Source organism: Dyadobacter sp. CY356 (genome assembly GCF_021440195.1).
GTDB lineage: Bacteria > Bacteroidota > Bacteroidia > Cytophagales > Spirosomataceae > Dyadobacter.
Window position 1 is genome coordinate 198,582 of record NZ_JAJTSZ010000005.1, and the last position, 26,543, is coordinate 225,124.

The window sequence follows — 26,543 nt, forward strand, 5'->3', positions numbered from 1 at the left end:
TCAAAACGTATTAATAAATCTTCGCTAATAAATGCGGTCTTTCTTTTTCCAGTTTCAATATTAGCTCTCCAAATAAAGTATTTACCCAGGCAAACCATTTTCTGGTAAACTTGGCCTGATCATCCTTATTGAAAGATTCATGCATGAAACCGGTATGGTTATGCGTATTTTTCAGTTGTTTCAGTTGCGCTTCGATTTCCTTATCATCCGTTGAGGTTATGGCGCGGGCAATTATGCCCATTGGCCAGATCATATCAATCAGAGTATGCGGACTACCTAAACCTTCGCCTGCTTTTCCTTTGAAATAATAAGGATTGGAATCACTCAGAACAAATTTCCGGGTATTGATATAAATCGGATCTTTTACTGACATGGCATTCAGATAGGGCATACTGATCAAACCAGGAATCCCTGCATCATCCATTAATAAATGATTGCCAAATCCATCGACTTCAAAAGCATAAATTTTGCCAAACTGTGGATGCGGGTATACTGCATATTTTTTCAGCGCATTTTCAACTTCCAATGCCAGAGCCTTAAATTCAGCCGCCAGTTTTGGATCCTGATTCGTCTTTTCCAATAATTCAGCTACTTCGCGGAAAGATACAACGGCAAAAAAATTGGATGGAATAAAAAACGGATACACCGCAGCATCATCCGAAGGGCGAAAAGTACTCGCAATCAGGCCAACCGGTTTGATCGGATTTCCATATCCATCACCCGGCACCGTGTCTGTAGACCAGGCAGTACTGCGACCGAAAGTATAAGGGCCACGATTTTCTTTGCGCTGCTGCTCCTTACACGTTTTCAAAATCAGCTGAACCGCTTTCAGCCAATCGCCATCGAAAGGTTTTGTATCACCAGATGTTTTCCAATAATTGTATGACAGCCGAATTGTATAACACAAAGAATCCAGCTCCCATTTCCGCTCGTGGAGCATCGGTTTCATTTCAGTTCTGTCGGAAGTCCATTCACTTTTTTTCGGACTGTCATAAAAAGCATTGCCGTAAGGATCTATCAGGATGCATTTGGTCTGACGGTTTATCAATCCGGCAATCATTTCCTGTAATTTCGGATCGTCTTTCATCAAAGGTAAATAGGGCCAAACCTGCGCAGAACTATCACGAAGCCACATTGCATCAATATCACCGGTAATTACAAACGTATCGGGTTTTCCGTCGATAGGTTTATAATGTACGGTGGTATCAATCGTATTAGGGAAGCAATTTTCAAATAACCACGCCAGTTCAGGGTCTTTGATTACTTTTTTCATGCGCAAAATTGTAGCTTCAACCGCTGTGCTTTTGAAGCTCCTCTGATCTGCTGCTACTCTTACTATGGGGAAATCGGCTACATTTCCTTTGGCAAAAGACCAGTTACCGGCAGTGATGCCAGCGGCTGCCAAAGCGCCGGTTTTCAAAAATGTTCTACGTTCTATCATTTGAAATTTAATGGGTAATCTGAATTTTCAAAAAGTAATTTGACCAAAAAGTATTTCATTTTATTACACCTTGAATACCAGTTTTTTCTTGTAAAGAATATACAAAATCACAAACCACAAGGTCAAATAAGCGAGTGCATAAGCCAGTGAAGCATTGATCGGGTCCGAAAAAAGCGGAGACAATAAAAAATCATAAAAGTAAGCCTGCAAACCAATAGGTTCATGTGCCGGATCATTTGGATATGCCACTTTTATCCCGCTTAAAACTCTTGGTATGATACCGGAAAAAAAGAAAACGACCATTGGATTTACACCAAAAATCACGAAAAACTTCGTCCAGCCCGAAATACCTAAAACATCAATAATGTAATATAAAATTACCAGACAAAGTGAAGCGATGCCACCTGCATAAACGACATAGGAACTTGTCCATAGTGCTTTGTTAATCGGAAAAACCATATTCCAAATCAGACCAATAACAATCCCGGAAATAGCTCCAATTAGAAGATAAAGCGCTTTTTTATCTTTTGAGAAAGAACTTGTCAGCAAAGTTCCAGCCAATAACCCGGCAATACCAGTCCCTATTGCAGGAAGTGTGCTCAGAATTCCCTCCGGATCCCAGGTTTTGGAAGTGACCCATAAATGGCCGGGAAGTAAATAATTATCCAGCCAGGCAGCCAGATTTGTACCCTTTTCAAAATTCGGTTCACCAACGCCTGGTACCGGAACTAAGGCCATCAATGCCCAGTATGTCAATAAAACGATTACACCAAAAATTGCCTGTGTTTTCCAGTTTGTTTTAAGATATAATATGGAAACAATAAAATATACAATGGCAATCCGTTGCAGGACGCCTGGAATCCTGACGGTTTCGTAATCTTTAAATCCCGCAAAAGCCAAAACCATCATGATGACAAAAACTGCCAGTGCAACAAACAGTTGAAGTTTTTTATCATAATCACTGAAAAGTGCAACCACAATCACTGCCGTTAAAATCAGACGGAATCCTAACAGCGATAATCCTTCCAGTCCAAAGGCCTGGATCTTGGAAAAGAAATATAAAAACATCCCGAGACAGAAAATCCGTAACGTTCGGGTAATTATTTTTTGAAAAGAATTTACGTTCAGTATCTTTTGCGGAGTAGCTAATACGACCGAAACGCCTACAATAAAAAGGAAGGTTGGAAATACCAGATCGGTAGGTGTGCAGCCATGCCATTCCGCATGTAAAAGCGGCGAATAAACGTGTCCCCAATCACCGGGATTATTGACAATCGTCATGAGGATAATGGTCAGTCCGCGCAGGACGTCCAGAGATATAAGGCGGGTTTTCATCAGGAAATGATACTTTCGTTAAGGTTAGGAGAACACAAGTTAATGCTTTTTCAAATCACGAATGAAGAATATCGCTAAATCTATTTAGCTGAATCGTTTACCACAATTTTATCATAATCTTTCACCATATGAAAATATTGATGACCCATAAAATACCTTGTACCAACTTCATAAAATCCGAGATTTGTATATAGTTTCCTGGCATCGGGATTATCCATATCAACAATTAATCCGATCCGTTTATAACCCAGTCCAAAGCCAAGATCACAGAAAGCATTGATCAGTTTTTTACCAATTCCTTTTCCCTGCTGGTTTTCTTTAACATTAACACAATCCAGATAATATTCACCCGCTTCTGTTTCGTCATTGGGTATAAAATCCGGATCCTGTTTTCTCAACTCGTCCAAAATCGGCTGTCTCAATTCCCGGAGAAATTCTCCGTCATAGCCCGTTACAGAGCCTATAATACCATCTTCATTTTCGTAAACCAGGGTATTGACATAACTATATTGATTATTTTCCATTTTGAAAAACATTTCAAAAAAGGGAATTGCATCTTCATAATTTTCTGAGTTCGCAAAAATGCCGGCAATATGCCCCATCGCCAAAATCATCAGCGGAGCTACGGCAGTCGCGTCAGCCGGTGTAGCTGCTCTTATCATGTTTTAAATTTTAAATTCATATTGAAATATTAATCTTAAAGATTTCTGTTATAGCTATATTTTGCCTTAAATAGATTCAATACTTAAAAGAAAGTCAAAATACAGTCATTACTAATCAAAAGAAAGAAAGTTTTTAGCATTATTTTGCTGTAAAATTGTATTGTTAATAAATGAGTTACGGTCAATCCCGAGGCTCTGTTTGATCGAAATTGGAAAAATCCAGAAAACTGCCTTTAAAAATCCTGAATTTATATTTCAAACAGGAAAAACCGAATCTTTAATCCTTTACTTCATATGTCTCAAAAAATTAACATTGCAATTGTTGGTCTTGGCTTCGGTGCTGAATTTATTCCTATTTACCAGCGTCACCCCAACGCTAATATGTACGCGATTTGTCAGCGTACAGAATCGAAATTAAACGCCGTTGGCGACCAATATGGCATTGATGTGCGCTACACAAGTTATGAAGACCTTTTGAATGACCCAAAAGTTGACGCTGTCCATATTAATTCTCCAATACCAAATCACGCAGAGCAAACTTTAAAGGCACTACGTGCCGGAAAACATGTGGCATGCACGGTTCCCATGGCAACCAGTGTTGAGGATTGCATGGAAATTGTAAAGGTTTGTAATGAAACAGGCAAAAAATATATGATGATGGAAACCGTGGTTTATGCCCGTGAGTTTCTGTTTGTGAAAGAGTTATATGAAAAAGGAGAACTGGGTAAAATACAATTTTTAAAAGCCAGCCACCAGCAGGATATGGAAGGATGGCCTGACTATTGGCCAGGTTTGCCTCCGATGCATTATGCCACGCATTGTGTTGGACCTGTTGCAGGATTGTTAAAACTGGAAGCTGAATATGTTTCATGCTTCGGATCGGGAACAATCAGTGAAGATCTCGCAAAGATCCACAATTCTCCGTTTGCTGTGGAATCTGCACATATTAAATTTAAGGATAGCGATTTATCAGCTTATGTATACCGTTCGCTTTTTGATGTTGCCCGTCAGTATCGTGAAAGTTTTGAGGTTTATGGAAGCAAAAAATCTTTTGAATGGCCATTGATCGAAGGTGAAGATCCGGTGATCCATACAGCAAAAAAACCTGAACATGAAATTGCGGAACACGTAAAAACGCCTGATTATGCGCATTTGCTGCCTTCTGAAATTCAACAATTTACAGGTCATGGCGTTTATGATGCGGATGATAATTCACATCTTTCGTTTGTTCAGGGTGGAGGCCACGGTGGTTCACATCCACATTTGGCGCATGAATTTATTTCAGCATTAATAGAAGATCGTGATCCGTTCCCGAATGCATGGCAATCTGCGAACTGGACGAGCGTTGGAATTTTGGCGCACGAGTCAGCTTTGCAAGGAGGTACGTTGATTCAATTGCCGGATTTTAAGAATGCGTGAGGTTATTAAACAGTAAAGGGCATTTATCAGGAATCGGATTATTACGGTGCGCTGCACCTAAGCCTGATCTCTGTGGTTAGCTGATTCTACAAATATTTCAGTGCTCCGCACCTTTCGGTTCAGCAAAATATTTGTAGAATCAGTAATATCGACCATAGACAAAGTGCAGAGCACCGAAATATTTGTAGCAAGAAACCCATAAATAACAACTATACAAAAGGTGCAGAGCACCGAAATATTTGTAGCAAGAATCAATAACGCCAACAAAACAAAAGGTGCAGAGCAACGAAATATTTGTAGCAAGAATCAATAAATGCCAACAAAGCAAAAGGTACAGAGCAACGAAATATTTGTAGCAACAAACATAAAACCAACTATACAAAAGTTGCAGAGCACCGAAATATTTGTAGCAACAAAAAATAAACGCCAACAAAACAAAAGGTGAAGAGCACCTAAATATTTGTAGCAACAATCATAACACCAACTATATAAAAGGTGCAGAGCACCGAAATATTTGTAGCAAAAAACAATAAACGCCAACAAAACAAAGGTGCAGAGCACCGAAATATTTGTAGCAAGAATCAATAAACGCCAACAAAAAAAGGTGCAGAGCACCGAAACAATTGCAGCAAAAAGCATAACACCAACCAAACAAAAGGTTCAGAGCACCGAAATATTTGTAGCAAGAATCAATAAACGCCAACAAACCAAAAAGTGCAGAGCACCGAGATATTTGTTGCAAGAAACCATAAATACCAGCAAACCAAAAGGTGCAGAGCACCAAAATAATTGTAGCAAGAAACAATAAACGCCAACAAAACAAAAGGTGCAGAGCACCGAAATATTTATAGCAAAAAACAATAAAAACCAACCAAACAAAGGGTGCAGAGCACCGAAATATTTGTCGCAAGAATCAATAAATGCCAACAAAACAAAAGGTACAGAGCACCGAAATATTTGTAGCAAGAAACCATAAATACCAGCAAACCAAAAAGTGCAGAGCACCGAGATATTTGTTGCAAGAAACCATAAATACCAGCAAACCAAAAGGTGCAGAGCACCAAAATAATTGTAGCAAGAAACAATAAACGCCAACAAAACAAAAAGTACAGAGCACCGAAATATTTGTAGCAAGAAACCATAAATACCAGCAAACCAAAAAGTGCAGAGCACCGAGATATTTGTTGCAAGAAACCATAAATACCAGCAAACCAAAAGGTGCAGAGCACCAAAATAATTGTAGCAAGAAACAATAAACGCCAACAAAACAAAAGGTACAGAGCACCGAAATATTTGTAGCAAAAAACAGTAAACATCAACAAAACAAAAGGTGCAGAGCACCGAAATATTTGTAGCAAGAATCAATAAACGCCAACAAACAAAAGGTGCAGAGCACCGAAATATTTGTTGGCATGTTTGGCAAAATTAAATTCACACACTATATCAAATTATAATGGCTGATACATACACACAACTATACATCCAAATTGTTTTTTCAGTAAAGGGTAGAGAAAGCCTCATCAAAAAAGCCTGGAAAGACGAATTGTATGCTTACATCGGAGGGATTATAGCTAAACAAAAATCAAAGTTATTGGCTATTAATGGAATGCCAGATCACATTCATATTTTAATCGGTTATAATCCGACCGTAACAGTACCGAATTTGGTCGAGGAGATTAAGACCTCATCCAATAAATTTCTTAAAGAAAAATTCAAAGCTTTCAGTTTTAACTGGCAAAAAGGTTACGGTGCTTTTTCATACAGCCGTTCGCAAATTAATCCTGTAATAAAATACATTGGAAACCAGGAAATACACCACAAGACGCGTACATTTAAAGAAGAGTATATTAAGATGTTAAATGATTTTGATATAAAATATCAGGAGCAATATCTGTTTGACTTTCAGGATATTTCAATTTGGGACAACTAAGTAAATTCAAGAATAAACAAATCATATTTTAATAATTAAATGAAAACCAAAGCCTTATCCTTAATACTTGGCATTTTCCTTTTAGGATGTGCCGCCCATCAATCCTCGCAGACAGCATCTGTGAGCAAAACCGAGGCCAAAGGCCGCAGGATTGAGGTACTCTTCCTGGGTGACACCATCGGTCATCACAAATCTTCTGAACGCGTTCCTCAAATTATGGCAGCATTAGGGCCTAAGGGAATTAATTTCACTTATACGGATGACTTAAACGACCTTAATCCGGAAACCTTAAATAAATATGATGCATTGATGCTTTATGCCAACTGGGATTCCATTGCTCCCCAGCAGGCGAAAGCGTTGCTGGATTATGTTGCGAGCGGAAAAGGCTTTATACCGGTCCACTGTGCATCTTATTGTTTCCGTAACAATGCGGAAGTCGTTAAGCTGATCGGCGGACAATTCTGGAGACATACCTGGGATACTATCCAACCCGTTTGGACCAAACCTGACCATCCTGCCATTGCCGGTGTAAAACCATTCAAAACGGTTGATGAAACTTATTTACATAAATTATTACAGCCTGATAATGTGATCCTTACAGAACGCATTATTCAGAAAGATCAGGCGAAAGACAAACCAGGTGTTGAAAAAGAACCATACACATGGGTTCGTACGCATGGAAAAGGACGCGTTTTTTATACTGCTTATGGTCATGATGAACGTACGTGGGCAACGCCAGGTTTTCAGGACCTGTTAGAAAAAGGAATCCTTTGGGCGGTTAATGACGATGCTAAAAAGGCTTTTGTAGCACTGGCCCCAAAACCTTTCGAATATCGCGAAGCTAAACTTCCAAATTATGAGCAGCGCCCAGGTGCTCAGTTGCAGCAATTGCCACTTTCTCCGGAAGAATCTGTTAAACATATCCAGATTCCGGTAGACTTTACATTAGACGTTTTCGCGCATGAACCTGACGTGATGCACCCGATCGCAATGACTTGGGATGAGCGCGGAAGATTGTTTGTTTTGATCACCAAAGATTATCCGAACGAGCGGAAAGATACAGGCGGAAGCGATTACATTCTGATTTGTGAGGATACCAATAAAGATGGCAAAGCGGATAAATTCACAAAGTTTGCTGATGATCTGAGTATTCCTACCGGATTGGTTTTTGCCAATGGCGGTTTGATCGTTTCGCAGGCACCGCATATGTTGTTTTTGCAGGATACCAATGGTGATGACAAAGCGGATGTAAAGAAAATCCTTTTCTCAGGATTTGGAACGGGTGATACACACGCCGGCCCATCTAATATGCATTATGGTTTTGACAACTGGGTTTATGGATCTGTTGGATATTCCGGATTTAAAGGAAAAGTTGGTAAAAGCGATTCTCTGGACTTCGGACAGGCTTTGTTCCGTTTCAAACCGGATGGTTCGGATATGGAAATCGTGGCTAAAACTTCAAATAATACCTGGGGTTTAGGTTTTAACGAAGCAGGTGATTTATTTGGATCAACAGCCAACAATTCACACGGCTGGTATAGTGCAATTCCAAACCGTTATTTTGGATCAAGCAAAGTGGACAATGGAAGTCGCAGCACGGATACACATAAAGACATGCAGCCTATTACACCGAAAGTACGTCAGGTTGATGTTTTTGGTGGATTTACTGCCGCAGCCGGACAAAATTTCTATACTGCCCGTGCATTTCCGAAAAAATACTGGAACAATGTAGCATTCGTTTCCGAGCCGACAGGACATATTCTCCACCAGAATATGATGACGAAAAAAGGAACCGATTATGAAGATAATCTTGGCTTTAACCTTCTTGCAGGTGCGGACGAATGGGTCGCTCCGGTTTTTGCGGAAGTTGGTCCGGATGGAGCCGTTTGGATTGCCGACTGGTACAGCTATATCATTCAGCATAACCCTACACCAAAAGGATCTGAAAACGGAGCCGGAAATGCATATGAAACTAACCTGCGCGATTTTACACATGGCCGTTTGTACCGCGTAGCATATAAAAAAGCACCTGTTTACACACCAGTTTCTCTAAGCAAAAACCGCCCGGAAGAATTGGTGGCTACTTTGAAAAATAACAATATGTTATGGAGACGTCATGCGCAAAGATTACTAGTTGAACGCGGACAAAAGGATGTTGTCCCTCAATTAATTACTTTGGTTAATGATAAATCTGTTGATGAAGTTGGTTTGAATACTGCTGCGATTCATGCATTATGGACTTTGCACGGATTAAATGCTATGGAAGATCCAGCGGTTTTAGCTGCTGCAACTGCTGCGTTAAAACATCCAAGCAATGCTGTCCGTAAAACAGCAGTTCAGGTTTTACCACGTAACGCAGCAACCGGAAAAATTTTATTATCTGTTGATGCCCTGCATGACAAAGAGCCTTTGGTAGTACTTAACAGTCTTTTGGCTTTCAGCGAAATTCCTTTGACGCCTGAAATTGAAACTGCCGTTCTTGGTTTGCTTGATACTTATGCACAGGCAGATGATCGGTGGATGCCGGATGCTTTTGCTGCGATTTTGAATTCGCACGACGGAAAACTTCGTAAGGACTACCTGGCTGAACGTGTGAAAAAGGCAAAACTGCAAAAGCCTTCTACCACTGGCGGAGACAAAACTGCCATGGATCATTCCAAAATGAACCACGAGGGTCATGAAGCAAGTAATAAGGTTACAGTGCAGGGTTCTGCGGAGCTGGCAATTACCAATATTACGATCGAGCCTGCTACGCCATACGTTCGTGAATATGCCAAGGTGATTATTGAAATTACCAATCAGGGAAGTATTGCTGTGCCAAAAGATCTGGTTCCGGTTGTTAATGTTGGAATCAGAAGCCGTTCATTAAATACAAACTATGTTAGCCGCCAGCTTACCAACGGAATTGCTCCGGGTGAAACGATTAAACTGACAGAAGGTAATAACGGTCCATGGAGAAGTACTTTCGGATTTTCATCTGACGAAGCCGGGAAAGTTAATGTCACAGCCACTGTTGACGTAGATAATGTTGTTCCTGAAAAAGACGAAAATAAAAATAACACGTTAATCAAAAGCTTTGAAGTGAAACGCCTTGATCGCCTGTCTGACTTTTCCTTGGAACGTGCTGCCCGTGGTTACACTTCTTATGCAACCGGCGGTGAAGTTATTGATTTGATCAATACCGCACAATACCTTGATCCACAAGGAAGAAATGCAGTTATGAAAGGTGTTCTTGGTGCCTGGAATCCAAAACGCAAGGAAACGGCAACAGCCGCTGACCGCACTTTACTTGCCACAGTAAAAGCAAATACACAGGATGATATGGGTGCGAAACTGAATGTGCTTATGGAATCTTACGGTATCAAAGATGAGGTTGCGTCGGATCCTAACGTTCAGATTGTCCGTATCAAAGCGATTCGTGAAGAGATGAAATTTAGTGTTACTGAGTTCACTGCAGTTGCCGGAAAAACGGTTGAAATTGTTTTTGAAAACCCGGATGCTATGCAACATAACATCGTTGTTGGTAAACCAAAAACAAAGGAAATTATTGGTGCGGCAGCGGATAAAATGATCACGGCAAAAGATGGCGCGGAAAAAAATTACGTACCAAACATTCCGCAGATCATTGCATCAACCCCACTTGTAAATCCTGAACAGACTTACCGTTTGCGTTTTGTTGTACCAAAAGATCTGGGCGACTATCCATACGTTTGTACATTCCCGGGACACTGGAGACTGATGACAGGTGTTATGAAGGTTGTTAAGGAATAAAGTCTAAAACTTGAAAAAATAGCTGTCACCGAAAAGTGACAGCTATTTTTTTGTTCAATATTAAGCGATTATATACGAATTTTAACCAGATCGAATCGATAAAGCATAATCAATAGATAATTTTTGCATATTTATTAATCAATATATCTTGAAATGTAAACGGTTATGAAAGTTGTCCCCTTTACGATTCCCGTAGCCAAAGAAAGTACGATTGTAGTACAGGATAATGTTATTCCTCATTTTTACAATCACCTGCACCGTCATCCGGAAGTTCAGATTACCTGGATCAAGGAAGGTGAAGGAATGCTCATTGCCGGAAATTATATGCAGCGATTTAAACCAGGTGATATTTATATTATTGGTGCAAATCAATCTCATGTTTTCAAAAGTGATGACACTTATTACGATCCTTCACAAAACAAGATCGTGCATGAAATCTCGTTTTTTTTTAATCCGGACCATCTTTTCCGGAATTTGTTAAGACTCCCGGAGATGAGCGCGATTGGCAAATTTGTTGATGGTGTACATAACGGCCTGCAAATTCAGGAAACCTCTGCTGACCTCGTTAAAAAAACGATGACAGAAATTATGGAGAAAGCGGATAGTCTGAGAGTTGCGGCATTTATTGAGCTCCTGCACTTATTTTCAACCTTGAAAAATCTTAAACCATTATCTACCAACAACAACGAACAGATTATGTCAGACGTTGAAGGTATCCGGATGGATCAGATTTTTCAGTTTGTAGTTGGGAATTATAAGAATCATATTACGCTGAATGAGGTCGCATCCATTGCAAATCTTACGCCACAGGCATTTTGCCGGTACTTTAAAAAGCATACTGGCAAAACTTTGATCAGCTTTCTTAATGAAGTCCGTATTAATGAAGCTTGCAAGATTGTAGTCTCCAATAAATTTGACAGCTTTTCCGATGTCTCCTACAAAACAGGTTTTGATAATGTTACCAATTTTAACCGTGTTTTTAAAAAGACAATCGGAAAATCACCGCGCGAATATCACCGCGATTTTTTTAAAAAGCTGCAATAATTTTTTTCAAACTACATTATTTCACCCAATCTTTGAGAATCGCGCTTTGTAATTTATCAGGATCCGGAACTGGCGTAATCGAAAAAGAACGCTCCGATTTTGTACCTAAAACCACTGGATATGCAATTTTAGTATCATTTTTGATAAGATTCAGGCTCACCTTATCCCCAGCTTTTTTATCATTATAAATATAAGCAATACTTGCTTCCGAAGCCGGCGCACCGTTCACATCCAGTATCACGTTTCCTCTGCGCACACCAGCTTTCCAAGCCGGAGAATCCCAGTCCACACTGGAAACAACCAGACTGTCATTTTGAAGTTTTGCTTTGATTCCCAAATATGCGCCTGGTAATTGTTTGGGAGTTACATCAATATTTAGTCCGGCGTAGTTGAAATATTTTACATAATCCAATTCCTTGGTTGTATATACGTAATGGAAAATTTCATCCAGGGAGGTTCCCGCCACTTTCTCACAAACCTTTCTGAATTCTGCTTCTGTGAATCCGCGGTTTTGTTTCTGGTAAAAATCCTGATACAAAGTCCGCATTACATCATCCAGGGACTTCTTGTTATTTGTTTCGTGCCTGATCTTGAAATCCAGTAATAACCCAACGATCGGCCCTTTGATATAATAAGATATCGTTTTATTAAACTCATCATTGACTCTGCCACTCGGCCCGTCCGACCATGTTTCTGCACTTGCCTGCGCGAGGGATTGGTATAATCTTCCCGGTTGCGTTTCCAAAGCTACAATCAAAGATTTGTACGCATCCAAAACCTGGGTTTGCGTCATCAGTCCTGCCCGGTTTAAAACAGGATATTCATAATAAACTGTTAACCCTTCAGAAACCCAAAGCATGTTTGTTTTGCTCCCTTTATCATAATTAAATGGCCCGAGTTCGACAGGACGAATCCTTTTCACATTGTAATGATGAAAATATTCATGCGTTAAAAAACTCAATATCCGGGTACGTTTTACAGGATCATTCAGCAGATTTCCATCAAAACTTACGGCAGTTGAATTCAAGTGTTCAATACCTCCGCCTCCCGGACCAATCGCCAGAAATGTATAATGTTTATAGGGAATATCGCCAATCAGAGTAGATGCGGCTTCAACCATTTTTTTGATATCCTGCATAAATTTCACTTTATCAAAATCACCCATTTTATAACCTATAAAACGATGTGGAATTCCTTTGACCTCGAATGCCGGCAACTCTTCAAGGTTTCCCATCAAAATCGGGCTGTCGTAAAGTATATCAAAATCGGGAGCTGCGTAGGTGAAGTTTTTACCAGGAACCGGATCAAGTCCTGTGGCAACATCTTTCCATTTGTCAAATGGTTTGATGGTAATCTCGGCCGGTCTTTTGATTTCATTTTCGAGATACATACATAAGCCAGCCGGAATGATGTAACCATGTTCTTCATCTACAAAGCTGGTACCCACAAATTCACGGGTAGTCAAAACATCATACTCAACATGTAAAGAAGTGGCTTTGGCTTTTTCGATATGCCATTCGTTTTTCCCTTTTTTGTCAAAAAACAATTTATTCCCCGCTTGATCTGTCACCAGAAAATTGCTGACGAAAGATTCAAAATCCATGATCTGATAATATCCCGGCGACCATGCAGGCATTTTTAATCTCGAAGTTTCATGCGGACCGACCTTGCAATCCATCACCACATGAAAAGTATGATTGGCCGTATTAGGAACCGTGATTGTGAATTTAACAGGATCCTGCGTCTGACCAAAAATTGCTACCGATTTCAGAAGCAAACTCGCCAGAACAATCCAGTAAAAATGGAAATTTCTTTTCATTCTAATATAAATAGATAGATGAACAATTCTTAAAGTAGGGATTTTTAATACAATAACCGCTCACAACTCCTATTCCTGAGTTTGACCAGATAAAACAAAGAGGTTTGATGAATTTCAGCAATGTTATTTTCAGGTATAAATTCTTTCAGCAATTCGGCGTCGTCACACAAAACATAATCATAACAAAATTCCTTTTGTACATTTTTCAGCCTTGTAAACTCACGCATATACCGGATGTATTCCATCTGTCCCGGATTTTTAAGTTTCGTCGCCACTGCACTCCAGTAATGATAATAACCGTTTCCCTTTTTAAATAGTACGCCAATGTTTTTATTATCACCGCTAATATATTGCAGCAGAGGTTCAAAACCGTAATAATTATCAAGGTGACTGAGAAAATATGCTTTTGTCCTGCTGGTACCAAATACTGTTGCCGATTTGTCATCATCATAATAACCGGCTTTTTCAAAAATATCAAAAATTTTCAGTCGCTCCTTATAACCTGGTACTTGTTTAAGCGTATGACAATTGTCTTTCCCCGGAAAGTTATAATATGCGCCCAGATTTTTCTCATAACTTTTCGCCTGTAAACTATCAGTAACACAAAACCCGACAGGAATATGAGCCATTGCTTTTTTTGTATAGAAGCCAATAGGAATCAACGCCTTGTTTGGATTACCTACCACAAATACGGTGGAAATGAGCATCAGAGGAAAAACCAGATACCCTGTATTCCATTTTAAAACCTGGGTATAAACATAGGCAATCAAGACAGCACCCATAGCAAAAAATGGCATATGGGTACGGGTGCTCCATAATTGAAACTTCAAAAGAGAGCAAAATAATACAAATCCAAGTACCGAAAAAAGCCAGAACCATTTGAAACTTCTTGCGCCTTTTAAAAACAACAATGGTATTGTGGCCAGCAACATTAGCCAAAGATGTATGGTATTCGGCACCATATCTTCATGCACAGAATACCGGACCGAAAAGGGATCCAGCCTTAGTGCCAGATCATCAATTTCAACGCCTATTGCATTATGAAAATTCAGAATTTTTGATGTCAGAAATGCATTAAAACCTGTACTTGGGAGTCCGAGATGCAATCCTATATTTTTAACAATTCCTAAAATGGCAAAAAGAAAAGAATGTTTGTCGACCGGAATTTTTTCTGCAAAAAATATAGAATTTTCCGGTGGGCTCATCACATTTCCAAACAACTGATAATTTCTGTAAAAAAAGGGAGTGAATGTAAAAACCAAGATGACAAGTGCTATGGCCAGAACCTTTGTTGCATAAGAAAATCCATACTGCAACAATATCCGGAGGGCAAAAAAGATAGTAAACGGAATAGCAAAAATGAAGACTGTATACTTTGTAAAGCCACCAAAGGATAATGACAAAAGCATTATCAAGAGTGTCAGCCAGGATTTTCTTTCCAACAGGTCAAACCCGGTATATACAAACACAATGAAGAAAAAACAGGCAACATAATCTACCTGCGCACTGGTACTTTCAAAAATACCGATAGGAAGTGTCAGCAAAATAATGACAGAAAGCAACTGACCGTTTTGGCTCAAACCAAATCTTTTAGCCAACAGGCCTATTCCGGCTAGCGATCCTAAAAAAGCGCCAAATTGAACCAAGCCGGCAAAATAATCTGACCCCGAAAGCAAAACGGTGTCCAGTACTATATACTCTGCAAAGACGTTCAGATACAGCTGTTGAATATGGACTGTTGGAAAATGATCAAGATTTCCGTTGTTGATCCAATAAAGAATCCGGTTAAGATGATAGCTATGCGCATCGAAGTTATTTGGAGGGGAATAAACGGCTAGAAAAAGAAGAGGGATAATAAAAAACAGGGATGCTGAAATAGAAATTATTTTATTGTTTTTACTTAATCCTTTTAACCGGACCGCATCCATTATGGCATATAATTCAGATAATTTTATTTTATCAGTTGATTTCCAACGGACCAGAAGCACAGATAGGCCCAAAACTTCTGCAAGCCAAAAAATGAAAGCCGATGTAGAATTGAGAGAATCAAAAAAAGAAAATACTTCATTATAAACCAATATTACTGCTGCATTAGCAACGAGAGAAAATATAAAAGAAACCCTTATTCTGGTATATAAGCCACTTTTCGCAGATTTTAAAAAAAAGAGGCCAAATGTTAAGAGAACTGATAACAGGAGTAAACAGAAATTCATAAACGTTGTATAGAGGATTAATTCCGGTATTTCAAACTATTCAATTAAGGTTTGAAGATAACAGGTATTAATAAAAAAGGCTCCTTAACGGAGCCTTTAATTTTTTCGAGTGTGTATAGAAATTAGTTATTTGAGAGATTCCTGAATTTCAATCACAAATATTTCAGTTACCCCGGCAAAATTTGAAATTTCTTCCACTGTAAATCGATTAGCTAAAAGCAGATTTCTTACCACTTCTTCTTTTGCCATATCAATGCCCTCATTTTTGGCTTGATCCAACACCAATTCTCTAATACCCATGGCCGTTTTGTTTTCGATTAACCCATCAATCTCTTTATCAAATTTAACATTATATCCTGAATCTGCAAAGGTTACGTAGCGTTGTAAAAAAATCAGTAGATCGTTAATCTTCTTTTTTTCTATTCTTTTTGAAACCAAAGTTTTAGCAAGCGAATATTTTAAACTATAAAGATCATCGTTGCTTACTTTCTTACTTTTTAATGCCAGCAGTACTGTTAAGATTACGATTGAAAACGGATTATCATTTTGCAATAATAAAGTTTCGTCCTGATCCATAATTTTATAAGTATTAAACTGAAACGTAAGTTTTGTCCCAAGATAGTTGTACTCATAAATATAAGGATTGAAGTTTTTGTCACCATCTGTGAAAAGAGCTATGCTTGTAATCTTTCTTTCATACCTGTCCAGAATCCGATAAAAATAAGTAAACATCCGCTCTCCGAATTGCTTATCCTCATATCCCTGTACCTCAATATGCACGAGTATCCACTTTTCGTCGCCGTCCCGGGAATAGACTTTTACAAGTTTATCGACAAATTTCGGAGCCTTAATTTGTTCGGTGGGAAAAAGTTGTTCAAGTTCTTTATCCAAAAATTCAAACCCCTTATCCAGATCAAACAAAGCGTCTGCATCTTTGAAAAAGAATCTTAGAAAGTCTGAAAATGTATTCTCCAGTATACCTTTCCACAATGTGTCGTTTCTTTTCATTCCAGATTCTTTATAGTGTGTGAAAGACCAAAATGTCCTTTACAAATTTCAGAAAGGTTATTGAATAAAAGCCTGCAGAAAACCACTTACTTTATTCGATTTTCGAATATTTATATCGCTGGTTCCTCATTTTGCGGTTTTACAGAAAATACAATGTAATTTGGTAAGCAAAAAATCTGCGCTAAACCTACTGTTTTGAACAAGCTAACCAAACCAATCTGGAAAATCAGTATTGATACCGGAGGAACCTTCACAGACTGTTTTGCCACCGACCCGGATGGGTCAACTTCCAGAATAAAAGTGCTGAGTTCGGCGCGTTTACGGGGAAAGATTATTCGTAAAATCAGGCCATTCGTTTATGAATTTGAATCTCCCTGGAAATATGCCAGCGCGTTACTCAACGGGTATCAGTTAAAAGTTGGTGGCAGTAACACGACTGCTCTTCTGATCTCTGTCGACTGTGAGCAGAATTTCATGAGGCTCGATACTGACATTCCGGAAATATCGGATATTGATTTTGAAATATTCAGCGGAGAAGAAGCGCCGGTTTTGGCAGCCAGGTTGTTAACTAAAACACCATTAAACGATGCACTTCCGCCTATGGAAATGCGCCTGGGCACCACAAAAGGTACCAACGCTTTATTAGAAAGAAAGGGAGCAAAAACCTTGCTGGTGGTCACAAAGGGCTTTAAAGATCTGCTCTATATAGGAAATCAGCAACGGCCCTCGCTTTTTCAACTCAACATTCCTGAACCGAAATTATTATATCATGATGTTATTGAACTTCATGAGCGGATGGATTCGAATGGGAATGTGATCAAAGAATTGGAAAGTACAGATTTCAGCCTTTTTCCGGGAATTCATTTTGATTCTATCGCGATTTCATTATTGCATTCGTATCAAAATGATCAGCATGAAACCGCAATTGCATCCGCTTTCAAGCAAAACGGTTCGAAATACATTTCTTCCTCATCGCAGCTTTTCCCTTTTTCGCACTATCTGAGAAGGACCCAAACGGCCGTTGTCAACGCATATCTTGAACCCGTTTTAGATCAATACTTTACTAATATTAAAAATACGCTGAACGAAGGCAGCCTGAAAATCATGACCAGCACCGGAAGTTTATCAGAACTGGATGGTTTTAAGGCAAAAGACAGTTTGCTAAGCGGGCCAGCCGGTGGCATGGTGGCGGCAACCAACGCTGCGAAACGTCTCGGGTTTTCCAGGGTCCTGACTTTTGATATGGGCGGCACCAGTACGGATGTAGCCAGGATTGACAGCGAACCAGAATTAAAATACATTACTGAAATTGACGGGATTGAATTCCACAATCCGACTTTGGCCATAGAAACCGTGGCAGCCGGTGGTGGTTCTGTTTGCTGGTTTGATGGTTTTTCTTTGCAAGTGGGCCCGGAAAGCGCAGGTGCATCTCCTGGCCCTGCGTGTTATGGGGCAGGCGGGCCGCTTACAATCACTGACGTAAATCTGCTGCTTGGAAAAATGGATGCGGCAAAGTTCGGTATCCCAATCAGGCCTGAAGCTGCACTGAAAGCGTTAAAAAAACTACAAAATGAGATTTTCGAAAAGAATGGAAATTCACTTTCGGCCCTGGACATCCTGACCGGACTTGAAAGAATTGCCAATGAAAAAATGGCGGATGCAGTTAGAAAAATTTCGATCGCCAAAGGAATTGATCCGGCTGCGTATGCTTTGATCACTTTTGGCGGAGCTGGTGGATTGCACAGTTGCCAGCTGGCCGATCTTCTGGAAATTAAAAGTGTGATCATACCATATGATGCCGGACTTTTCAGTGCGGTCGGTATTGGTGAAGCGCGGATCAGCACTATTGTTTCAAAACAAATTCTGCTACCATGGCAAAATGCTGAAAGTCAAATTGAGGACTGGAAAAACGAATTGCTAAGAAAAGCAGAAGCTGAATTGCAAAAACAAAATGTTGATACTTATGACATTGCCTTTTGCTCGCTTTTCCTGCGCTTGGCAGGACAGGAAAATACCATCGAAGTCGCTTTTCAAAAAGATCAGATTCATAAAAAATTCAAGGATTTATACACTTTGCAATTTGGTTATTACCCCGAAAATGCAACCATTGAACTGGAAAGTATACGCCTGAAAGTTCAGGAAAAAACGGAGCAATTTGAAACAATAACAGTGCTGAAAGACGGGTTTCCTGTTTCACCCCTGCGACAGGTTAAGCCAATATATAATCACGAAGATATTCGTCCCTCAGCTATATATGAATGGGATGTTTTAGAAACCGGCCAGGAAATTTCAGGTCCGGCTATCCTGCTGAATGATACGTCAACTGCCTATATTCCTATGGGCTGGAAACTGGTGATCCAGGAAAACAAGGATGCAATGGTTTTTAAAACCGATCTTCAAACCAACTTTTCCGAAGAAGAAAATGAGGAAGTTGCCTTACAACTTTTCACAAACCGTTTTGAAGCAATTGCAGAAGAAATGGGCGTTCAGCTTCAAAGGACTGCGTTTTCAGTGAATGTAAAAGAGCGGCTCGATTTCTCCTGCGCACTTTTGGATGCGGATGGAGAACTGCTCGTCAATGCCCGGCATATCCCGGTCCATTTGGGCAGTATGGGTATTTGCGGCAGACTGGTTCGGGAGGCAATCCGCATTGGTCCGGGCGATGTTATTATCACAAATCACCCCAAATACGGTGGATCTCATTTGCCCGATATTACACTGATTGCCGGCGTTTTTACAGACTCGGGCGAGTGTTTGGGGTATGTTATCAATCGTGCACATCATGCCGAAATCGGAGGAAAAACACCAGGTTCTATGCCGCCCGATGCCACTTGTCTGGCCGAAGAAGGCGTTGTGATCCTGCCACAATATCTGGTAAAAGCCAGTGAATTCCAGTGGGCCAAAATCCATGATCTTTTTACAAATTGCGCTTATCCAACGCGTAATTTCCCATCGAATGAAGCCGATATTATTGCGGCTTTATCTGCGCTTAGAAAAGGAAGTCAGCAGCTGTTAAAACTGGTTGAAAACCATGGAAGCAATGTCGTAAAAAAATATATGACCTTGCTTAAAAACAATGCTGCGCTCCATTTACAAAACGCATTGAAGCCCCTGGAAGGCAGGACTTTTGCAGCCACAGAATTCCTGGATGACGATTACCGGATTCAGGTTTCTGTCTCTATTACAAAAAATAAACAGGTCTTCGATTTTACCGGAACATCCTCCGTTCACCCGAATAATCTAAATGCGAATATTTCTATTTTGCACAGTGCTGTTCTTTATGTACTAAGATTACTCGTAAATAAAGAGGTACCGCTAAATGACGGACTCATGAAAAACGTAGAAATAATTCTGCCCGATAACAGTTTTCTTCATCCGGATTTTTCAGATGATCCGTTAAAATGTCCCGCAGTTGTAGGAGGAAATACAGAGGTCAGTCAGAGATTGGTTGACACATTAATAAAGGCTTTTGAACTGGCCGCCTGCAGCCAGGGAACGATGAATAATTTCCTGTTTGGAAACCAGAATTTTGGTTACTATGAAACCATCGGTGGCGGTGTCGGGGCGGGCCCAGGTTTTAATGGACGAGCCGCAGTTCATCAGCACATGACCAATACCAGAATTACCGACCCCGAGCAACTGGAAAAAAAATATCCGGTCAGATTACTTGAATTTGGTATCAGGAAAAATTCCGGTGGTGATGGAAAATTCAGCGGAGGCGATGGAATTGTCAGAAAAGTAGAATTTCTGGAACCATTGCAGGTAACACTTCTAGGCCAGCACAGAAACTATGCACCCTATGGAATGCATGGTGGTGAAGATGGAAAAACAGGTCAGCATACACTGACTTCAAAAAATCATATTACCACAAAACTAACCGGAATATGTAGTCTGAATGTTCAAAAAGGCGATATTTTGACAATAGAAACACCCGGTGGCGGCGGATACGGTGCATCGGTTTAAATTACACAGAGGCACACGGAGATAGAAAGAGGTACACAGAGAATTTTGTTGTTACGAAGAAAATTCTCTGTGTACCTCCTTTTGAACTCCGCGTTCTCTGTGTCCCTTTTTCACTTCTGGAAATCATAAATTGATGGCTTCGAACACATCCTCCAAAGCACTTTTAGGTGCTGCTTTTTTAATGGCAACTTCCGCAGTCGGGCCCGGTTTTCTGACGCAGACAACTGTTTTCACAGAGCAGCTTGCCACCAGTTTTGGTTTTATTATTTTGATTTCTGTCATCATCGATCTTTGCGTTCAGTTTAATATCTGGCAGATCGTAATAGTTTCAGGAAAACATGCGCAGGATCTTGCCAACGAACTTTTTCCTGGTCTTGGATATCTTTTAGCTTTTCTGATTGTGATCGGCGGACTAGCTTTTAATATTGGGAATGTGGCTGGTGCAGGCCTGGGAATTGAGGCAATGACAGGCGTTCCTGTGAAAACTGGTGCCATGGTAAGTGCCGCTATGGCAATAGGAATTTTTCTATTCAAAGAAGCAGGAAAAGCGATGGATACTTTTTCAAAAATTCTTGGGCTTATCATGATTGGCCTTATTCTTTATGTTGCGTTCACAACGCATCCGCCATTTATTGAAGCCATCCATCATACCTTTTTACCGGTAAAATTTAATGCCATTTCAACGCTGACTCTGGTGGGAGGTACTGTTGGCGGTTATATCTCTTTTGCCGGAGCGCACCGGCTTTTAGATTCGGGGATGAAGGGAGAAGCAGCATTACCCCAAGTTAATCGTGGAGCAGCAACAGGAATTTTACTCACTGCGGTTATCAGGTACTTCCTATTTTTAGCAACTTTGGGGATTATTCTGACGGGCGCACAGATCAATCCTGATAACCCTACCGCTTCGGTTTTCGAAAATGCTGCCGGACATTTGGGCAAACGGATGTTTGGATTGATGATCTGGTCTGCCGCTATCACGTCCGTTGTCGGCGCGGCTTATACTTCGATATCCTTTCTCCGGTCCTTCCATCCTTTTTTGGAAAAATATCATACTTATTTAACCATTGCTTTTATACTGATTTCCACAACCATTTTTCTGTTCGTTGGCAAACCGGTTAAAGTTTTGATTTTTGTAGGAACCCTGAATGGTTTTGTTTTGCCTATCGCCTTAGCAATATTGCTTGTCGCCAGCCGGAAATCAAAAATCATGGGACTTTACAAACATTCGTATTTTCTTCAAATTATTGGGTGGATTGTGGTTTTGGTAATGGTCGGGTTGGGGATTCAGGCGATCTGAGGCCAATAAAGTTAACAGTTGCACAATCTGCAATTTTCATGCAGTTTACACACATTAATAATTAAATAAAATGGAACAGAAAAGGTGGATTAATTATTGGAAGAAAAGTCTGAGTGACTCTTTGAAAGCGGACATTGACATTGAAAAACTAAAATGTTTTGAAGTATCAGATTTTGATATGAACGCTCAAACCGTAGAACGCCTGGCAGAAGTAAATGAACTTATCGACGTTGAAGAAGAGCGAATCAACAAGAAAAAAGGAATAACCGACAAAGACAATAAGCGCTGGGAAAAACTTGAAAGCATCCAGGTTTTAATAGCACCAATAAAAATAACTCCATTACCAGAACATCTTACTTACCTGAAAGACAAAAAGCCAAAGTTCCCGTTTTGGTATTTCACCAAGATAAACAGACAAGGTTTGCTATCAATACCGGAAGAATTATTTCCGGTCATTCAAAGAAAATATCTGGAACCGCTCGCCGATGAGCGGACTGAATTTATATTCAGTACTGTTGAGAAAGTTGATAAGGCCACATCAATCGGAAAAGAGAAATATAAATTATTCCACGAGTACATCAGCTATGTAAAGGATGTTTTTAAAAGTGCTGTGGAGCAAACCATTGATACTTATGCCGCTGATGGATACGAAACTGTTCAAAATGGGATTATTCTGCTGCCGGATGAAGATATCAATGCAGCGGCCGGAATTATTCAGCTTTATGAGAAAATAGCCGCCGAAGGTACGATTCCGCCCCTTTTGTCAGACTTTATCAATTTAGATAATAATATAGAAAATCGGCCGCTTCCTGTTTCTAATCTAATGGACGCCAACTTTCTGCATTTAGGACAGATGGGTTTTGATTTCCCTCTTTCGGTTTCACAACGGAAAGCTTTGTATACTTTTTTGTCTGGAAACGATATGGTTTTTGCAGTCAATGGCCCTCCAGGTACCGGAAAAACGACATTGTTACAAAGTATTGTAGCCAATAAGTTTGTTGAAAGTGCAATTGCTGGTGAAAACCCTCCGGTCATACTGGCTTGCTCAACCAATAATCAGGCCGTTACCAATATCATTGACAGCTTCTCAAAATCAACGACCAAACCTGGAAAACTGGAAGGAAGATGGCTGCCTGAACTGGATGGATATGCGACCTATTTGCCCTCAAATGGAAAATCAGAAGCTGAGTTAAAAGGAATTAATTATAAGAAACAAAGTGGAAACGGACTTTTCAGTTCGATTGAAAATAAGGAATATCTGGAAAAAGCAGTATCGTATTTTCACCAAAAAAGTACCGGATATTTTAATACTAAACATCTCAGTATTGAAGAAATAGCCAAAAAACTGCGTGCCGAAATTGTGGCAATCGAACTTTCCCTTAAAGATGCTTCTTTGAAATGGAAGGAATATTTAAATGCAGAAATTACGCTGAAAAACTATACCGGAAATCAGGAACCGAATGCTTATTATTCCGGGAATAATATTGACGAAAATCTATTAAACAAAGATATCAGCAGCTTGTTGGCTTTGGAAGAACGCATCATTTCGCACTTTCTCAATGAATCTTTCTTCCGAAAAATATTTTGCTCCTTTGGTATTAAATCTGCTTTAAAAAGCAGAGCGGAGGAAATCCGGATTCTTTTGCGAGATACGCTGATCGATGAAAAGGATAACTTTCAATTTATAAAAAGTGAGATACTGGATGCCATCAATGATAAAATCAAAACTGCGAAAGAAATAAGTAAAACGGTTACCGAATGGAAAGATTGGAAGAGTAAACATTCAATTCATGGAAATCCGCCGAAGACAGAGGAAGAGTACTGGGATTTTGAATATTTGAAAATCGATGGCTTAAAGGAGCATAATAAAGAAAAATCAAAACCCAACTGTTTCTATGATGAGCTGGATGTAACGCTCCGGCATAAAGCATTTCAACTAAGTCTGCACTATTGGGAAGCAAGGTGGTTATCCAAAATTGAAGCCGATTTAAAAGACCCGAATTTCGATAAAAAAGGTGCGGATGCAGTAAAAAACCGGTGGAGACGGCAGGCTATGCTGACGCCCTGTTTTGTCAGCACATTTTATATGGCACCCAAGTTTTTCAGTTCTTTCAAATTTTTGAAGAAAAGTGAAGACGGAAAAAATATTTTTGACAATCCGCCACTGTTTGATTTCATCGATTTACTGATTGTAGATGAAGCAGGACAGGTTTCACCGGAAGTTGGCGTCGCCACTTTTTCACTTGCCAAACAGGCTGTCATAGTCGGTGATGTGAAACAGATTGAACCGGTATGGAATATTACCAGCAAAATTGATGTCGGCAATTTAAAAAAAGGCGGACTGATTGAAAGTTATGATGATACGGTTTATGAAGAAAAGTTTGATCCCAAAGGGTTTCTTTCTTCCACAGGCAGTATCATGAAAATGGCGCAAAATGCCTGTAATTATAAAGAGAAAGGTCTGGATGAAAAAGGTGTGATACTGGTTGAACACCGACGTTGTTACGATGAGATTATTAACTATTGTAATGCACTGGCTTACAATGGTCAATTGAAGCCGTTGAAAGGAAAAGCTGATCAGTCAAAACCGTTTCCGCCTATGTTCTGCCTACACGTGGAAGGAAATTCAACTGTTGTCAATGCTAGCCGGGTGAATCCTAATGAAGTTGACGCAATCGTCAGCTGGCTGCTGATGAACAGACAGAAAATCGAAATAAATTACGGGAAGATTGAAGAAGCTGTTGGAATAATTACGCCGTTTTCCGGACAAAAAAATGGTTTAAAACTTGCCTTAAAAAAAGCAGGATTCGATACTAATATTTTTAAGATTGGTACGGTTCATGCGCTGCAGGGTGCAGAAAGATCGCTTGTTTTATTTTCAATGGTATATGGAAAAGGAGATTCGGGAAGCATGTTCTTTGACCGAGACAACAAGCCCAATATGCTTAACGTGGCTGTTTCCAGAGCAAAAGACAGTTTTATTGTTTTCGCCAACACGGCTATATTAGACAAAAAGGCTAAAACACCTTCCGGTATTTTAGCCAATTATTTAACATATCAGTAACAAAACTACCGCCTCGCTCCCTGTTCTCCTCTCGCTTTTGGCAATTCTTTTCTAGGAATTTTCTGATCCATTTGAGCGGTGTTATACACAAAAGCAGCAACGACAACCGCCATTTGTTTTAAGTCATCCATAACCAGACGCTCGTAAGTATCTGCATTGCTATGGTGCGTACGCGTTCCATATTCAATCCCGTCCTGGATAAACTGAAAACCCGGAAGTCCAACGGCATCAAAACTCTGGTGATCCGTTCCGCCTGTGTTTCTTGACGTAACGGTTGGATGATCGATGATATCAGAAAATGAATTCAACCATTTTTCAAAAGTAGCACGTGGACCTTCGTTACCTTGCAAATAAATTCCGCGGATACGGCCGGTACCATTATCAATGTTATAATATGCTGACAATTTTTCGTGTGCCGGAGTCAGTTTCATTGTTTGCGGATCGCCAAACGTGTTTTTAACATAATTTCTTGAACCGTGTAGACCTTGTTCTTCACCAGACCAAAGGGCAATTCTGATCGTTCTTTTTGGTTTCAAACCGGACGATTTCAGGATTCTCATGGCTTCCATCATTACAGTACAACCCGCTGCATTATCCGTTGCGCCGGTTCCGCTATGCCAGGAATCAAGGTGACCGCCAAGCATCACAACTTCATCCTTTAACTTGGGATCTGAGCCCGCAATTTCTGCGATGACGTTACCCGTTGTCAATTTTTTATCATAAAAAGTCGTTGCAGATTCTGCTTCCAGCGTTACCGGAATGCCATCTTCAACCAAACGGGTGATCAATCCTGCATGTTCCGGCGACATTTCGAAAGATGGACCAGCCAATGGCGCTTTACCTGAATAAGAAGCACCATTGCTCGTGTAGAAAGTGCCGTGTTTTCCACTTCTGGCGGCTAATTCCAGTTTAATTTTCTGGGTTTTTAATGTGCTGTCTACCTTACTCCGGAATGAGCGCATTGTACGCATTTTTTCCGCTTGTTCCGGTGTAAAGTTTCCCTGGCCAAAAGGCTGGGAATTTGTCATTTTATCAAGATCTTCGGTAGTGTAACGAACAGCGTCCGGTTTGAAGGTCGGGTCGGTATCAACCGTACTTTTCATCAAAACAATTTTGCCGCTTAATTTTCCATCTGCATATTTTTGAAGATCTTCTTCATTTTGAATATTAACAACCACAACTTCTCCTTTGATCGGACCGCCAGTGCCTGAAGTCCATGCTTTTGGAATACCAATAAAGGGCATATAATAAGGCTTTGTCATGGCCAGGTAACTTTTTTCAACCTGCCAGCCCTTTCCAAATTCGCCCCATTCTTCGATACGGGAATTTGTCAAACCCCATTTTTTCATTTCACCAACAGACCATTCAGCGGCGCGTTGAAACCCTGGTGAATTGGTAAGTCTGGGACCAGAAACATCCGTCAGTTGATGGGCAATTTCTTTTACTTTTGAATTATCCAGACCCTCTTTCCGGATCCTGGCCATAGCGTCCATATCAATTTCCTGAGCAAATAACACACCCGGAAAAAGTATCAGCATAGGATAAAAAATTCTTTTCATGCGCTTGTTGGTTGTCTT

Annotated in this window: 14 protein-coding genes; 7 read left to right on the forward strand and 7 right to left on the reverse strand. The window is 40.1% G+C overall.

From position 1 onward, the window contains the following. Window positions 1-10 precede the first annotated feature (10 nt). From LXL81_RS17550 to LXL81_RS17560, 3 genes are all read right to left on the reverse strand, one after another. Window positions 11-1,441: a glycoside hydrolase family 125 protein gene (locus LXL81_RS17550; RefSeq protein WP_234648077.1), complete on the reverse strand. Its 1,431-nt coding sequence runs from the start codon at window positions 1,439-1,441 to the stop codon at window positions 11-13. A gap of 63 nt (window positions 1,442-1,504) precedes the next feature. Then, a complete protein-coding gene (locus LXL81_RS17555; RefSeq protein ID WP_234648078.1) occupies window positions 1,505-2,776 on the reverse strand; it encodes an acyltransferase family protein in 1,272 nt (423 codons plus the stop codon). An 80-nt stretch (window positions 2,777-2,856) separates the two neighbouring features. Continuing rightward, entirely contained in the window at window positions 2,857-3,438 is a 582-nt protein-coding gene (locus tag LXL81_RS17560; protein WP_234648079.1) for a GNAT family N-acetyltransferase, read from the reverse strand. A 294-nt stretch (window positions 3,439-3,732) separates the two neighbouring features. Here LXL81_RS17560 and LXL81_RS17565 point away from each other — a divergent pair, with 294 nt between their 5' ends. From LXL81_RS17565 to LXL81_RS17580, 4 genes are all read left to right on the forward strand, one after another. Next, complete coding sequence (locus tag LXL81_RS17565; protein ID WP_234648080.1) at window positions 3,733-4,857, forward strand: Gfo/Idh/MocA family protein; 1,125 nt, start codon at window positions 3,733-3,735, stop codon at window positions 4,855-4,857. A 1,453-nt stretch (window positions 4,858-6,310) separates the two neighbouring features. Then, complete coding sequence (tnpA, locus tag LXL81_RS17570) at window positions 6,311-6,787, forward strand: IS200/IS605 family transposase (RefSeq protein WP_234648081.1); 477 nt, start codon at window positions 6,311-6,313, stop codon at window positions 6,785-6,787. A gap of 39 nt (window positions 6,788-6,826) precedes the next feature. Beyond that, window positions 6,827-10,558, forward strand: coding sequence for a PVC-type heme-binding CxxCH protein (locus LXL81_RS17575; RefSeq protein ID WP_234648082.1), 3,732 nt, complete (start codon window positions 6,827-6,829; stop codon window positions 10,556-10,558). A gap of 165 nt (window positions 10,559-10,723) precedes the next feature. Then, window positions 10,724-11,602: an AraC family transcriptional regulator gene (locus tag LXL81_RS17580; protein WP_234648083.1), complete on the forward strand. Its 879-nt coding sequence runs from the start codon at window positions 10,724-10,726 to the stop codon at window positions 11,600-11,602. Between the two features lie 16 nt (window positions 11,603-11,618). Here LXL81_RS17580 and LXL81_RS17585 read toward each other — a convergent pair whose 3' ends face one another. The 3 genes from LXL81_RS17585 to LXL81_RS17595 form a co-directional block, all read right to left on the reverse strand. Further along, a complete protein-coding gene (locus LXL81_RS17585; protein WP_234648084.1) occupies window positions 11,619-13,421 on the reverse strand; it encodes a M61 family metallopeptidase in 1,803 nt (600 codons plus the stop codon). 44 nt (window positions 13,422-13,465) lie between these two features. Continuing rightward, complete coding sequence (locus LXL81_RS17590) at window positions 13,466-15,349, reverse strand: glycosyltransferase family 39 protein (RefSeq protein WP_234648085.1); 1,884 nt, start codon at window positions 15,347-15,349, stop codon at window positions 13,466-13,468. A gap of 411 nt (window positions 15,350-15,760) precedes the next feature. Further along, complete coding sequence (locus LXL81_RS17595) at window positions 15,761-16,642, reverse strand: hypothetical protein (RefSeq protein WP_234648086.1); 882 nt, start codon at window positions 16,640-16,642, stop codon at window positions 15,761-15,763. A 195-nt stretch (window positions 16,643-16,837) separates the two neighbouring features. On the opposite strand from LXL81_RS17595, the gene LXL81_RS17600 reads away from it, so the two are divergent. From LXL81_RS17600 to LXL81_RS17610, 3 genes are all read left to right on the forward strand, one after another. Then, complete coding sequence (locus LXL81_RS17600; RefSeq protein WP_234648087.1) at window positions 16,838-20,605, forward strand: hydantoinase B/oxoprolinase family protein; 3,768 nt, start codon at window positions 16,838-16,840, stop codon at window positions 20,603-20,605. A gap of 133 nt (window positions 20,606-20,738) precedes the next feature. After that, entirely contained in the window at window positions 20,739-21,902 is a 1,164-nt protein-coding gene (locus LXL81_RS17605) for an NRAMP family divalent metal transporter (protein ID WP_234648088.1), read from the forward strand. A 70-nt stretch (window positions 21,903-21,972) separates the two neighbouring features. Beyond that, window positions 21,973-24,966, forward strand: coding sequence for an AAA domain-containing protein (locus LXL81_RS17610; protein ID WP_234648089.1), 2,994 nt, complete (start codon window positions 21,973-21,975; stop codon window positions 24,964-24,966). Window positions 24,967-24,971: 5 nt separating this feature from the next. Here the strand turns inward: LXL81_RS17610 and LXL81_RS17615 are convergent, their stop codons facing one another. After that, window positions 24,972-26,525: a M20/M25/M40 family metallo-hydrolase gene (locus LXL81_RS17615; protein ID WP_234648090.1), complete on the reverse strand. Its 1,554-nt coding sequence runs from the start codon at window positions 26,523-26,525 to the stop codon at window positions 24,972-24,974. Between the last annotated feature and the right edge of the window lie 18 nt (window positions 26,526-26,543).

Bases quoted from the DNA above. Each gene is read 5' to 3' on its own strand.
- LXL81_RS17550 (WP_234648077.1), bottom strand. From the start codon at position 1,441: ATGATAGAACGTAGAACATTTTTGAAAACCGGCGCTTTGGCAGCCGCT.
- LXL81_RS17555 (WP_234648078.1), bottom strand. From the start codon at position 2,776: ATGAAAACCCGCCTTATATCTCTGGACGTCCTGCGCGGACTGACCATT.
- LXL81_RS17560 (WP_234648079.1), bottom strand. From the start codon at position 3,438: ATGATAAGAGCAGCTACACCGGCTGACGCGACTGCCGTAGCTCCGCTG.
- LXL81_RS17565 (WP_234648080.1), top strand. From the start codon at position 3,733: ATGTCTCAAAAAATTAACATTGCAATTGTTGGTCTTGGCTTCGGTGCT.
- tnpA (WP_234648081.1), top strand. From the start codon at position 6,311: ATGGCTGATACATACACACAACTATACATCCAAATTGTTTTTTCAGTA.
- LXL81_RS17575 (WP_234648082.1), top strand. From the start codon at position 6,827: ATGAAAACCAAAGCCTTATCCTTAATACTTGGCATTTTCCTTTTAGGA.
- LXL81_RS17580 (WP_234648083.1), top strand. From the start codon at position 10,724: ATGAAAGTTGTCCCCTTTACGATTCCCGTAGCCAAAGAAAGTACGATT.
- LXL81_RS17585 (WP_234648084.1), bottom strand. From the start codon at position 13,421: ATGAAAAGAAATTTCCATTTTTACTGGATTGTTCTGGCGAGTTTGCTT.
- LXL81_RS17590 (WP_234648085.1), bottom strand. From the start codon at position 15,349: ATGGATGCGGTCCGGTTAAAAGGATTAAGTAAAAACAATAAAATAATT.
- LXL81_RS17595 (WP_234648086.1), bottom strand. From the start codon at position 16,642: ATGAAAAGAAACGACACATTGTGGAAAGGTATACTGGAGAATACATTT.
- LXL81_RS17605 (WP_234648088.1), top strand. From the start codon at position 20,739: ATGGCTTCGAACACATCCTCCAAAGCACTTTTAGGTGCTGCTTTTTTA.
- LXL81_RS17610 (WP_234648089.1), top strand. From the start codon at position 21,973: ATGGAACAGAAAAGGTGGATTAATTATTGGAAGAAAAGTCTGAGTGAC.
- LXL81_RS17615 (WP_234648090.1), bottom strand. From the start codon at position 26,525: ATGAAAAGAATTTTTTATCCTATGCTGATACTTTTTCCGGGTGTGTTA.